Raw genomic sequence first — 12,001 nt, 5'->3', positions numbered from 1 at the left:
CTGCAGCCAGAATCAGCTACGATCGTTTCCTGCGGATGGCGGCGTGGGGAGGCAATTGTGAACGTCCAGGATTATCTGCAGCGCGATGCGGTCGCGCTGGCCGAAGCCGTTCGCTCTGGCGAGACGACCGCCTCGGAGCTGCTGCAGCTCGCGCTGAAGCAGCACGCGCGGGCGCAGCCCAGGACGAACGCGATCTGCACGCTGATGGAGCGCGAGGCGCAGGCGCAGCTGGCGAGGCCGGCGACGGGGCCGTTGACCGGCGTGCCGTTCCTGATCAAGGACTGCGCCCAGGACTATGCGGGGTTGCCGACCGCCTATGGCAGCAAGGCCCTGGCCGGCGTCGCGGCGGGGCAGCATGCGCATGTTGTCAGGCGCTATCTCGACGCGGGCCTCATCATTTTCGGCAAGACCAACCTGCCGGAGCTCGCGCTGAAGGGCGTCTCGGATTCGCGCGCCTTCGGCCGCGTCGACAATCCCTGGAATGCGGCGCACACGCCGGGCGGCTCCAGCGGCGGCGCCGCGGCGGCGGTCGCCTCCGGCGTGGTGCCGATGGCCGCCGGCAATGATGGCGGTGGCTCGATCCGGATTCCCGCCGCCTGCTGCGGCCTGTTCGGGCTGAAGCCGTCGCGCGGCCTGGTCTCGTCGGGGCCGGGCTTCGGCGAATACTGGTTCGGCGCGTCCTGCGAAGGCGTGATCTCGCGCAGCGTGCGCGATACCGCGCTGGCGCTCGACGTCATCGCTGGCGCCGAGCCCGGCGATCCCTTTCTCGTGGCCGAGCCCGGCGTGGTGTTCGCCAATGCCGTCACGCGCGATCCAACACGGCTGCGCATCGGCTTCACGGCGGCCTCGCCGATCGGCACCGAGGTGCACGCGGAGGCAAAGCTCGCGGTCGAGAACGCCGTCAAGCTTCTGCAAGGGCTCGGCCACGAGGTCGAGGAGGCCACGCCCGACATCGACGGAGCGGCGCTCGCGACCTCGTTCCTGCACATCTATTTCGGCCAGGTCGCAGCCCTGGTGGCCGACGCCGGCGCCAAGGGCGCGAAGCGCGAGGAGTTCGAGCTGCTGACGCGGGTGCTGGCGACCTTGGGCGGCGCGATCTCGGCGGGCGCGCTGACCGCGCAGCTGCTCAAATGGAACGGCTTCGCCCGGGCGCTGGCGCGCTTCCATGCGCGCTACGACCTGCTGCTGACGCCGACGCTCGCCCATCCGCCGATCCGCCACGGCCAGGGCGATCCCACCACGGCCGAGCAGACGCTGCTCGACATGCTCGATCGCATCGGCCTTCTCGGGGTGCTGACGCGCTGGGGCCTGCTCGACGGCCTGATCGACAAGATCGCCCGCGACAGCCTGCAATACGTGCCGTTTACGCAAGCCGCCAATCTCACGGGCACGCCGGCGATGAGCGTGCCGCTGCATTGGACCGCCGACGGCCTGCCGCTCGGCGTCCAGTTCACAGGCCGCCTCGGCGACGAGCTCAGGCTGCTGCAACTCGCCCGCCAGCTCGAGCAGGCGCAGCCCTGGTTCGAGCGGCTGCCCGAATGGGTGCGCGCCGGCTAGCTCATTTCTTCGCGGGCATGCCGATGGCGCGGCCGAGCCCGTCTGGCCGCGGCAGCGCAGCATGGGCGCGCAACACGCGGCCGATGTTGTCCTGGATATCCCCGGGAAACGCCGCGACCTTGCGCTTGGTCATGTCGATGTGGACCGACATGTTCTCGGAGGTCGCCGAGACCCAGCCTTCCTCCGCATGGCGCAGCTCCTCGAAGGTGTGCAGCCGCTTCTCATCGGCCGCGATCAGCCAGACCGCGACCACGACGGGATCGCCGAGGTGGATCTCGCGCAGGTAGCGCACATGGCATTCCGCCGTGAAGGTCGAGCCCTGGCGCTCCTTCATGTAGGCGGGACCGATGCCGAGCTCGGCCCAGATCTGGTCGATCGCGCGGTCGAACATCACGTTGTAATAGGCCATGTTGAGATGGCCGTTGTAGTCGATCCATTGCGGCTCGATCTGCATGACCTGCGACAGGAATGGTCCCGCGGCGGGTGGAGTGGGCATTGCATTATCGCTCATCGGCTCTTCCGTTTGCTCCCTTGACCCCTTGATCGTCCTTTGTCACGGTCCGCCCAATTCGCGGAGGACACTGTGGCGACGACCATCCCCCATCATGACCTGAAACGGCCTGCGCCGGAGGCGCTGAAAAGCGCGCTCGACGCGCTCGCGGCGCGCTTCGGCAACAAGTTCATCACCTCGCAGGCCGTGCGCGAGCAGCATGGCCATACCACGACCTGGCTGCCGACGCAGCCGCCGGATGGCGTGGTGCTGGCGCAGGAGACCGCCGACATCCAGGACGTCGTCCGCATCTGCGCACCCCTGGGCGTGCCGATCATTCCGTTCGGCACCGGCACCTCGCTGGAGGGCCAGGTCAACGCGCCGGCCGGCGGCATCTGTGTCGACATGCGCGACATGAACAAGGTGCTGGAGGTGCATGCCGAGGACCTCGACTGCGTGATCCAGCCCGGCATCACCCGCAAGACGTTGAACGAATATCTCCGCGACCAGGGCCTGTTCTTCCCAATCGATCCCGGCGCCGATGCCTCGCTCGGCGGCATGGCCTCGACGCGGGCGTCCGGCACCAATGCGGTGCGCTACGGCACCATCCGCGAGAACGTGCTGGCGCTGAAGGTCGTCCGCGGCGACGGCGAGATCATCAAGACCGGCACGCGCGCGAAGAAGTCCGCGGCCGGCTACGATTTGACGCACCTCTTCATCGGCGCCGAGGGCACACTGGGCATCATCTGCGAGATGACCATCCGCCTGCGCGGCATCCCCGACACCATCGCGGCGGCATCATGCTCGTTCGAGACCGTGCGCGGCGCCTGCCAGGCGACGATCCTCGCGATCCAGACCGGCATTCCCGTCGCCCGCATCGAACTGCTCAACGCGGCGCAGGTGAAGGCCTGCAACGCCTATTCGAAGCTGACCCTGCCCGAGACGCCGCTGCTGCTCCTGGAGTTCCACGGCAGCGAGGCCGAGGTCGCCGAGCAGTCGAAGAATTTTGCCGAGATCGCGGCCGAATGTGGCGGCGGCGACTTCGCCTGGACCACCAAGCCCGAGGATCGCACCAAGCTGTGGCAGGCGCGGCATGACGCCTATTGGTCCGTCAAGGCGATCCGGCCCGGCGTGGGCGTGGTCGCGACCGACGTCTGCGTGCCGATCTCCCGGCTCGCCGATTGCGTCGCCGAAACCGAGGAAGACCTCGCACGGCTCAATCTGACGTCGCCGATCGTCGGCCATGTCGGCGACGGCAATTTCCATTGCTCGCTGATGTGCGACGTCGACGATGCCGACGAGATGGCGCGCGGCGAGGAGTTCATGCATCTGCTGGTGGAGCGCGCCCAGGCGATGGGCGGCACCTGCACCGGCGAGCACGGCATCGGCCAGGGCAAGCAGAAGTACCTCAAGTCGGAGCTCGGCCAGGAGGCGCTGGATGCAATGCGCTCGGTGAAACAGGCGCTCGATCCGCAGAACATCTTCAACCCCGGCAAGATCATCCCGGCGAACTGATCGTTTTCGTTTGACCCAGCCGTCACCGCGCAGCGGGCTCGTGGCGAGGGGTTGGATCCGACAGGCAGCTCCAACAAATCCGCAAAAGCAAAACGCCGCCGCATGCTGGATGCGGCGGCGTTTGTCACTTGCGTTCAGATCAGCGGCAGACGCGGCGCGGGCCCCACGGGGTCGGGCGCACGAAGCAGGTCCGCGGGCCGTAGCCATAGCCGTAATAGGCACGCGGGGCGGGGCGGCAGCGGCCCCAGCGGTCGGGGAACCAGCCGGGACCGCAGCCGCCGGCGACGCGCTCGACATTGCTGTCCGGCGCAGCGGGCTGGGCCGGAAGCGTGAAGGCCTGCGCGGCCGATGCGCCGACCATCACGGTCGCGGCGAGCAGGGCGGAGGTGAACAGATTGCGCATTGCGGTGCGGTCCTCTCGGTTGGTTTCGAATCAGTCCAGTCGTTAGACGTTGTCGGACACATTTTGGTTTCGCAATTTTTTCGACGTCGCGAAACCTCTCCCTATTACCATAGTGCATCGGCAGCGAAGCCGGTGATGCTGTGCAGTGCGGCCAATGGCGTGATGCATCGCCGTCGCTTGTTCACCGGAGTGTATTCTCTGTCGCCCTTCGCCGACAGTGTATTTGCTGCAATGAACATGAATGCTGGCTGACAGCCGGCAACGCACCCGATTGGAGGCGGCCTCACTTGCCGCCCTGCTGCGCCCTCGCATCCTTCAGCGCCGTCCTGCAGCCGTCGGAGAGCTTGTCGAACTTCTCGATCATGCACTGCTTGATGCGGCCGCCGCCCGGCATGATTCCGGAGCAGAGCGTGCGCACATCATCGCCGCAGGCCTGGCGCACGGCGCCGGAGTCCTGAGCCTGTGCGGCCGTGATCGAGGCAATGGTGAACAACAAGGCAAGCAGCTTGCGCATCGACGATGATCCTTGACCAGTGCCGCGGCCGACGGGCCCGGCGTGATGAAGGGAGACTTGTCGTCGCCGAAGTTTGCCGGGGTGTGTCGTGCTCCGCTCGGCTTCGTATCAATTTGTATCACGCCTCGTGCGGAGGTCCGAGCGCTAGCCGACGGCAGCCGTGTCGCGTCCAGCCACCGCAGGTACCATCGATCTCAGCCGCGCATCGTCATGGGATCGCCCTGCAGCGTTTGCAACGCAAGATCGACGCTGTGGAACACGCGGTCGCGCGGCAGCAGGTCGTAGAGGCCGAAGCGTTCGAAGGCCTGCTGCGCCCGCAGCGACTCCAGCCGCGCCACGGCAAACACCGTCCCGGCCTCGTTGCAGATGTGGATGACGTCGCGCAGGGCCTGTGCCGCGGTGAAGTCGATCTCGACGATCGCGCTCGCCTCGAACACGACGAGCCGGGGCTTGCGGCTGCGCAGCATGTGCTCGAGGTCGGCCCGGAACGTCGCGGCGTTGAGGAAGCTGAGCGGCGCCTGGAAGCCGACGACGGCGATGTCGCTGAGCTCCTCGCCCTTGATCTGCGGATGCGCCGGCCACCAGATGGTCGTGTCCGGCACGCGTTCGAAACCGATGAGATGGGCGCGTGTCGTGCTCCAGATGCCGTGCAGCAGCGACAGCGAAATGCCGAGCGCGACGCCCTGCTCGATCGGCAGGGCGACGATCGCCGCGGCGGTTGCCAGGATGAGCAGAAACTCGCCTCGGGATTGCCGATAGACGCTGACGATCTGGGGGACGCGGATGATGCGCAGCGCGACGAACAGCAGCACGCCCCCGAGCGCTGCCTCCGGCACATGCGCCAGCAACCGCGCGCCGAACAGCACCAGCAGCAGCGCGATGACAGCCGCGAGCAGGCCGGCGAGTTGCGAGCGGCCGCCGGTCTCGACCACGATGCCGGTGCGCGGCGGACTGGCATTGACCGGAAACGCGCCGAACAATCCGGCCAGCAGGCTGCCGGTGCCCGTGCCGAGAAAGTCGCGATCGACGTCGGCCGGGCGATCGGGATCGGACGGAAACGAGCGCGTCGTCGCCGAGGTCTGCATCATCACGATGACCGCGATCAGGAAGGCGAGCGGCACCAGCTTCGCCCATTGCTCCGGCCCGATCAGCGGCACCGACGGCATCGGAAAGTCGCCGGAGATCGTGCCGATGACCGGCACGCCCCGCGTCTCCAGTCCGGCGGCGATCACGAACAGGGTCGCGGCGGTGAGCGCAATCAGCGCACCGGGAATGCGGGCGCTGATCTTCTCGCAGATCATGACGGTGGCGAGCACGCCGAAGCCGATGATGAGCGTGTTGCCATTGGTCCTGCCGAGCTCTCCCGCCAGGGCCACGATCCGCGCCAGCGTCGGCCCGCTCGGGGAGGGCAGGCCGAGCACCCCGGGCAATTGCGAGACGATGATGTGCACGGCAATGCCGGCCAGGAAGCCGACCGTGACCGGCACCGACAGCAGATTGGCGATGCCGCCCAGCTTGAAGCCGCCCGCCAGCACCAGCATCACCCCGACCAGCAGCGCCAGCGCCGCGGCCATGTTGCCATAGTCAGGCGTGCCGCTGGCGGCGAGCAGCGCCAGCCCACCAGCGAAGATCGGCGTGATCGTGGAGTCGGCGCCGCACGACAGGAAACGGTTGGCGCCGAACAGCGCGAAGCCGAGCGATCCTGCGATGAAGGCGAAGAAGCCGGTCTCGGGCGCGAACCCGCCGAGTTTTGCGGTCGCCATCTGCTCGGGGATCGCAATCGCCGCCAGCGTCAGCCCGGCCGCGAGATCGGCGGGCAGGGCGCTGAGCCGCCATCCCGCCAGCGAGCGCAGCAGCGGCCAGTGATGGTGGTGCTCGTCGCGCAACTCTGTCATCGGGCCGTCTCCCATCGTATCGATGCCTTTGCCGGTCTAGCCGAGATCGCGATCCCAGGGGGGCTCCGGCGCAAAGGCGTCGCTGAGAAAATCGATGAAGGCGCGCACCTTGGCCGATGGCGTGCGGTCCGGCAGGTACACGGCATGCACCGCCAGCAGCTCGGACGGCGGGACGTCGAGCGTCACCGGCACCAGCCGTCCGGCGCGCAGCTCGTCGCCGACGATGAAGGTCGGCTGGTAGATCACGCCTTGTCCGGCGAGCGCGGCGGCGAGCAATGCATCGCCATTGTTGGCGCGCAGATTGCCGCTCACGCTCACATCGACGGCCGTCGCGCCACCCATGCGCCAGCGCGACGGGCCGGCGGCCGCCAGCGTGTAGCCGAGGCAGTTGTGCCCGGCGAGGTCGGCCGTGCCGCGCGGTGTCCCGTGGGCCGCGAGATAGGACGGCGCGGCGCAGACCACCATCCGGCACGGCGCCAGCCGCCGCGCCACCAGCGTTGAGTCCTTCAGCGTGCCGATCCGGATCGCGAGATCCCAGCCTTCCTCGATCAGGTCGACCAGCCGGTCGTTGAGGCCGAGCTCGACGCTGACGCCGGGATAGAGCGCGGCAAACCGGGCGAGCAGCGGCGCGATCTGGCGGGTGCCGAAGGCGAGCGGGACGTTGAGCCGCAGCAGCCCGCGCGGCTCGACCCGATCGGCCGCGATCGCGCTCTCGGCCGCCTCGAAATCGCCGAGCACGCGCTCGGCGAGGTCGAGATAGCGGCGGCCGGCCTCGGTAATGGTCAGCCGGCGCGTGGTGCGGTGAAACAGCCGGGTGCCGAGCCGCGCCTCCAGCGCCGCGAGATGCTTGGTGACCATGGTCGGGGACATGCCGAGCACGCGCGCGGCCCCCGACAGGCTGCCGGAGCCGGCGACCTTGGAGAGGACTTCGAGCCCGGTCAGGCGGTCGAGCACGGGATCATCTCACTCTCCAAATCATCTCACTCTCCAGGTGTGAACTGATTTTCTCTTGTATCGGATTATCGCCTGATGGGAAATGATCCATATCCGGGGTGTCCCCACCGGAGGTCCCGATGATCGATTCCCGTACTGCGCCCTACGCCGCGCTCCTGCTCCGCCTCACCCTCGGCGGCCTGTTCCTCGCCCATGCCAGCCTCAAGCTGTTCGTGTTCACTCCGGCCGGCACCGCGAAATTCTTCGGCAGCATCGGCCTGCCGCCCGAGCTCGCCTATGTCACGATCACGGCCGAGATCCTGGCCGGCATCGCGCTGATCCTCGGCGTCTACACCCGCTGGGTGGCGCTGGCCGCCGTGCCGATCTTGCTCGGCGCCATCTTCACCGTGCACGGCTCCGCCGGCTTCTTCTTCAACAATCCGAAGGGCGGCTGGGAGTATCCGGCGTTCTGGGCCGTCACCCTGGTAATCCAGGCTCTCCTCGGCGACGGCGCCTACGCCCTCGGCGGCCTCCGCGCCAGCCTCGCCGGCGGCCAGCTCCGTAGCGCACATTGACGCCAGCGTGAGGTTCGCGGACCGTCGCCACAACCTCGATGTCACCCCCGCGAAAGCGGGGTCCACCACCAACGCGTTGCACCCTCTCCATGAGCAGGCTGCTCATGGTCGATGTGCAGCGCCGGTTTCGGAGTTTCGCCCTCATGGTGAGGAGCGCCGCAGGCGCGTCTCGAACCATGAGGCCGAGATTCGGGCCTCGCCCTTCGAGACGCCCGCCTCCGGCGGGCTCCTCAGGGTGAGGAGCGAAGGTTGCTCCGTCGTCGCAAGGAGATGAATCGATGTACGGGCGCACACCCTCTCCATGAACACGCTGTTCATGGTCTGTGTGCGACGCCACTTGCGCTGACGAGACGATTTCAATCACCGATGTCGAACGAGGAGCCATGACATGACCTTGCCCAGCATCTTCCTGTCGCACGGCTCGCCGATGCTGCCGCTGACGGCGTCGGCGGCGCGGGACTTCCTCACCGGTCTCGGCGACAGCCTGCCGCGCCCGAAGGCCATCCTCGTGATCTCGGCGCATTGGGAGACCAACATCCCCGCGGTCAATTCGGTCGCGGCCAACGAGACGATCCACGATTTCTACGGCTTTCCGCGCGAGCTCTATCAGCTGCGCTATCCCGCACCGGGCGCGCCAGATCTCGCGCTGGCCGTGGCCGCGCGCCTGCAGGCCGCGGGCCTTCCTGTCGGCGTTGACCGCGAGCGCGGCCTCGATCACGGCGCCTGGGTGCCGCTGCTGCTGATGTATCCGCAGGCCGACATTCCCGTGCTGCAGCTGTCGATCCAGACCGAGCAGGGCCCTGCGCATCACCTCGCGCTCGGCCGCGCGCTGGCCGGCTTGCGCGACGAAGGCGTGCTGATCATCGGCAGCGGCAGCTTCACGCATAATCTCGGCGAGTTCCGCAAGCGAAGGCTCGACATCGACGATCCCGCGCCGTCCTGGGTGGTCGACTTCGCCGACTGGGTGCATAGGGCCGCGATCGAAGGCCGCGTCGACGATCTCGTCAACTACCGCCGTCTCGCCCCGCATGCCCGCGACAACCACCCGACCGACGAGCACTTCCTGCCGCTGTTCGCAGCGCTCGGCGCAGCCGGCGAGGGCGCCCGCGTCGAGCGGCTGCACAACAGCGCGAACTACGGCGTGCTGCGCATGGACGTGTATGCGTTCCATGGCGCCGACGCGGCGAAGGCTGCGGCGTGATGACAAGCCTCGCGAGGTCGCTGTGTGGAGCGGTTGCCCGCTAATCGGAGCTGGGCTGAGGTAGCCAGGCAAATTTGCGCCGCTTGCGATCCCATTTGAGCTTCGCGAAGTCATCGCAATCCATGCATGACCAGACGACGATGGTCTTGTCGTCCTGCAACGAAAGCGCTGTGTACTGGTGAGGTGTCTTGACCGCCTCGAGCAGACGTATGCTCGGTTTGCCGCCGGCCGGCAGATCGAGGATCATGACAAAGCGACCTCTTGCCCCCTTGCAGTCCTCGTACACGCCGACAAGCGCCACTTGCTTGGTCGCAGACCCGTCGAAATTGCCCTCGATTGCAAAGGATTGGTGGCTCGCCTCCATCGCGTCTCCGCCGCCTTCGAAGAGCAAGTGTCGCGGGATGAGGTCCTTGCGAAATTCGGTCGCCTTGCACCAGCCCTTGCGGATCTGACCGACAGGAATTCCTCGGACCTCGGTCGTGAACGGGTGAAAGTCGGCGAGAACCCACCAGGCGATGGCCTTTGTATCTCCTTCAATTGTCATGAAGGGCTGTTCAGCGTGAGCGGCAACCGCGCCTGACATCAAAATGCAGTAAAGCGCTGCGATCAGTTGCAATAGACAAGAGGGCAATTGACGAAGGGCGAGCCGCTCGCCCATCATGGCCGACTGTTCAGTCATCTTGTTCGCACACCAAAGCTGCGTCAACCTATTCGCCGTCGCTGCGAAGCGTCAAGGCGATCGGGCAATCAAGGATTGTTTTGCTCCACGGCAATCGACAATGGTTGGACCGTGATGGTGGTGTGTTTGCCCGTCGGGTTACTTTGTCGCAGGCGATTTCGCTTGTGTCGTCGGGCAAATCACCGCGATCTTCTCCCGCATCCCGCCTCATGGAAGGGGCGTTGCGCGCGATCGTCACGACACGCGAGGCGGGGAGCGGTGGCCGCGAGAGCTCGCAGCATGTCGTTGCGATGTGCGGACGAACGATGCTCTTGCGGACGTGAAGTTGCAGGGTTCTGATACCTCGACGCTGGTATCACCGCGCAATGCGTGAAACGCGTTGTCGCGCATGGCGGCCAACAAGCCGAGCGCCAGGAAGCCTGCATATAAGCGTAAAGACCATCGCGCAGGGAGGGCCGGGCGATCTCGGCTGAACCTGTGGTACCTGCCGCCTGCATTTTTTTGAGCAGGCGGGCCACGGGCGCGGCCAGCGCCCGGCCTTCCCTGCGCCCTTCTGTTTGATAGGGGCGATGAACGCAGTTGCATAGTCCGGGCATGTCATGCCGCGGAATTGAAGCCGCGCGTCAGTCCGATCGATGAATGCGAGCAATCTCAGCATCGTCATTGCGAGCGGAGCGAAGCAATCCAGAGTCCCGTCCACAGCCCTGGATTGCTTCGCTCCGCTCGCAATGACGGAAGAGAGGCCAGCGTTCCCAAGTGCACCGCACACATGACCTCGGAGGTAACTGACATCACCGTGTCCTGCGCAGAAAGTCCTTGACCCGTTCGCATGCAAATGATGCGAAGGATGCACCGGGGAGTGAAAACAACAATGCGCCTGCCGTTCTATTATGGCTGGGTCATCGTGGCCGTGACCTTCGTGACGATGGCGATCGGCGTCAATGCGCGCACGGCGTTCTCGCTGTTCTATCCGCCGATCCTCGCCGAATTCGGTTGGGACCGCGGCGTCACCGCCGGCGCCTTCTCGTTCGGCTTCGTCGCCTCCGGCATCGTCAGTCCGCTGATCGGACGGCTGATGGACCGCAGCGGTCCGCGGGCGGTGATGGAACTCGGCGTCGCGCTGATGGCCGGTGGCCTCCTGCTGGCGCCGCTGACGACGCAGCCCTGGCATCTCTATCTCACCATCGGCGTGATGGTCGGCGCCGGCAGCGTCTGCCTCGGCTATTCCGGCCAGTCGCTGTTCCTGCCGAACTGGTTCATCCGTCGCCGCGGCCTCGCTATCGGCATCGCGTTTGCCGGCGTCGGCATCGGCTCGATGACCCTGCTGCCCTGGGTGCAGCACATGATCGCGCAGACCAATTGGCGCACCGCCTGCACCGCCATGGGCATCGTCGTGCTGGTCGTGCTCGCGCCGATCAATCTGCTGCTGCGCAAGAAGCCGGAGGAGATGGCCTTGCGTCCCGACGGCGACGCCGCGCCGCTCGCGAGCGCCGCCAAGCCGATCTCCAATGTCGTCGATGCCGCCTGGGCCGGCATCGACTGGACCTTGTCGCGCGCGCTGCGCACGACGCGGTTCTGGTGGCTCGCGCTCGGTTATTTCTTCGGGCTGTATGTCTGGTACGCCGTCCAGGTGCATCAGACGAAGTACCTGCTCGAGATCGGCTTCAGCTCGAGCGTTGCGGTGTGGGCGCTCGGCGCCGTCAGCCTGCTCGGCATTCCCGGCCAGATTGCGCTCGGCCATCTCTCCGATCGGCTCGGCCGCGAAGCGGTGTGGGCGCTCGGCTGTCTCGGCTTCGCCATCTGCTTCGCGGCCCTGATCGCGCTCAAGGCCGCGCCGTCGCTGCTGCTGATCTACGTCATCGTCGCGACGCAGGGCGCGCTCGGCTACGGCCTGACCTCGGTGATGGGCGCGGTGGCGCTCGAAATCTTCCAAGGCGCGCAGTTCGGCAGCATCTTCGGAACCCTGATGCTGATCGGGCTGTGCGGTGGCGCCGCAGGCCCATGGGTCACAGGCGTGCTCTATGACGTCACCGGCAGCTATACGCCGGGCTTTGCGATCGCCTTCGCCGGCGCCTTCGTCTCCGCGGCGGCGATCTGGATCGCGGCGCCGCGCCGCGTGCGCGTGGTGGCGGGGCAGTTGCACAGGTTAAAGACGGCGGCGGAGGCTGCGGCATGATGTGTGACCCGGCCGGCTTGCCATCGTAGCGCAGACATGAACCAATCCAGCGTCATTCGGGAG

General features: G+C 66.8%; 11 protein-coding genes. 5 read left to right on the top strand and 6 right to left on the bottom strand.

Going from position 1 to position 12,001, the window contains the following annotated elements:
* The first annotated feature begins 57 nt into the window (after positions 1–57).
* Positions 58–1,557 (top strand): amidase, encoded by a 1,500-nt coding sequence (locus QQL87_RS22045; protein WP_284420752.1) that lies wholly within the window; start codon positions 58–60, stop codon positions 1,555–1,557.
* 1 nt (position 1,558) lies between these two features.
* Here QQL87_RS22045 and QQL87_RS22040 read toward each other — a convergent pair whose 3' ends face one another.
* Positions 1,559–2,053: a thioesterase family protein gene (locus tag QQL87_RS22040; protein ID WP_284420751.1), complete on the bottom strand. Its 495-nt coding sequence runs from the start codon at positions 2,051–2,053 to the stop codon at positions 1,559–1,561.
* A gap of 87 nt (positions 2,054–2,140) precedes the next feature.
* On the opposite strand from QQL87_RS22040, the gene QQL87_RS22035 reads away from it, so the two are divergent.
* Positions 2,141–3,562 (top strand): FAD-binding oxidoreductase, encoded by a 1,422-nt coding sequence (locus tag QQL87_RS22035; protein WP_284420750.1) that lies wholly within the window; start codon positions 2,141–2,143, stop codon positions 3,560–3,562.
* Between the two features lie 139 nt (positions 3,563–3,701).
* On the opposite strand, the gene QQL87_RS22030 is transcribed toward QQL87_RS22035, so the two are convergent.
* The 4 genes from QQL87_RS22030 to QQL87_RS22015 form a co-directional block, all read right to left on the bottom strand.
* The gene (locus tag QQL87_RS22030; RefSeq protein WP_284420749.1) at positions 3,702–3,965 is read right to left on the bottom strand and encodes a GCG_CRPN prefix-to-repeats domain-containing protein; all 264 of its coding nucleotides are present in this window, start codon (positions 3,963–3,965) and stop codon (positions 3,702–3,704) included.
* 283 nt (positions 3,966–4,248) lie between these two features.
* A complete protein-coding gene (locus QQL87_RS22025) occupies positions 4,249–4,479 on the bottom strand; it encodes a hypothetical protein (RefSeq protein ID WP_284420748.1) in 231 nt (76 codons plus the stop codon).
* A gap of 194 nt (positions 4,480–4,673) precedes the next feature.
* Positions 4,674–6,374 carry a SulP family inorganic anion transporter gene (locus QQL87_RS22020; RefSeq protein ID WP_284420747.1) on the bottom strand — a complete coding sequence of 567 codons (1,701 nt, stop codon included), beginning with the start codon at positions 6,372–6,374 and terminating at the stop codon, positions 4,674–4,676.
* A 36-nt stretch (positions 6,375–6,410) separates the two neighbouring features.
* Positions 6,411–7,328: a LysR family transcriptional regulator gene (locus tag QQL87_RS22015; RefSeq protein ID WP_284420745.1), complete on the bottom strand. Its 918-nt coding sequence runs from the start codon at positions 7,326–7,328 to the stop codon at positions 6,411–6,413.
* A gap of 119 nt (positions 7,329–7,447) precedes the next feature.
* Between QQL87_RS22015 and QQL87_RS22010 the strand changes: the two genes are divergently transcribed.
* Both QQL87_RS22010 and QQL87_RS22005 read left to right on the top strand, forming a co-directional pair.
* A complete protein-coding gene (locus QQL87_RS22010) occupies positions 7,448–7,882 on the top strand; it encodes a DoxX family protein (protein WP_284420743.1) in 435 nt (144 codons plus the stop codon).
* 388 nt (positions 7,883–8,270) lie between these two features.
* The gene (locus QQL87_RS22005; RefSeq protein ID WP_284420742.1) at positions 8,271–9,083 is read left to right on the top strand and encodes a DODA-type extradiol aromatic ring-opening family dioxygenase; all 813 of its coding nucleotides are present in this window, start codon (positions 8,271–8,273) and stop codon (positions 9,081–9,083) included.
* 40 nt (positions 9,084–9,123) lie between these two features.
* Here the strand turns inward: QQL87_RS22005 and QQL87_RS22000 are convergent, their stop codons facing one another.
* Positions 9,124–9,762, bottom strand: coding sequence for a hypothetical protein (locus QQL87_RS22000; RefSeq protein WP_284420741.1), 639 nt, complete (start codon positions 9,760–9,762; stop codon positions 9,124–9,126).
* Between the two features lie 871 nt (positions 9,763–10,633).
* Here QQL87_RS22000 and QQL87_RS21995 point away from each other — a divergent pair.
* Positions 10,634–11,938 carry an MFS transporter gene (locus QQL87_RS21995; protein WP_284420834.1) on the top strand — a complete coding sequence of 435 codons (1,305 nt, stop codon included), beginning with the start codon at positions 10,634–10,636 and terminating at the stop codon, positions 11,936–11,938.
* The last annotated feature ends 63 nt before the right edge of the window (positions 11,939–12,001 follow it).

It is taken from the genome of Bradyrhizobium sp. SSBR45G, from assembly GCF_030159255.1.
GTDB lineage: Bacteria > Pseudomonadota > Alphaproteobacteria > Rhizobiales > Xanthobacteraceae > Bradyrhizobium.
The sequence above is the reverse complement of the archived record's forward strand: the minus strand, read 5'-3'. Positions and strand labels throughout refer to the sequence as shown.